Annotated in this window: 1 protein-coding gene; it reads left to right on the forward strand. The window is 46.2% G+C overall.

The window, feature by feature from the left end; all coding sequences use genetic code 11:
- Positions 1-488: trypsin-like serine protease (locus R7Z50_RS28650; RefSeq protein ID WP_318149901.1), on the forward strand; the 488-nt coding region annotated here is incomplete at its 5' end.
- Positions 489-623: the final 135 nt, after the last annotated feature.

Genomic DNA, 623 nt, shown 5'->3' on the forward strand with positions numbered 1-623 from the left:
AAATTGGCAATAGCTATCCGGGGTTGATTAACTCTAGAAGCAACGCGACTAAGATCTGTACAGTGCCTACATTCAATAGGATTTTAGAGCCAAGCAGCAGCACTCAATATGGTAACTCTGCTTGTAAAGGGGACAGCGGTGGCCCGCTGCTGGACATTGCGACAGGCAAGCAAATTGGTGTCGTGAGTGGTGGTCCTTTGGTATTGCCGACTTGTGGCTCGCTGACCATTCCAAGTTTTTACACGAAGGTCAGTAACTACTACGACTGGGTTCAGTCTTACATTACTGCCGACACACCACCAAACCGTTACATCACTGAACCAAATTTTATCATCAATGCTAGAGAAGAAGCGGGCAAAGAGTGTCACGATGGTATTGCAACCAATAATTGTGATTTCAAAGGTTCCGATGACGATGGCGGCAGTCTAAATCTCTGGTTGTTGGCTCTGTTCGCTCCTTTAGCATGGTGGCGCAGACGCGAAGCTTAATCACGTTAACGATGTTGAAAGAAACGAGCAGCGCACGTCGCTGTTCGTTTTATTGTTAGGTCGGTGCTTTATAAATGACGATGAGTGCGTCGTCAAAATGAATGTCCTTACGCCATGTAAGAATATTGCCAAGTG

It is taken from the genome of Vibrio sp. 1249-1 (genome assembly GCF_033340495.1).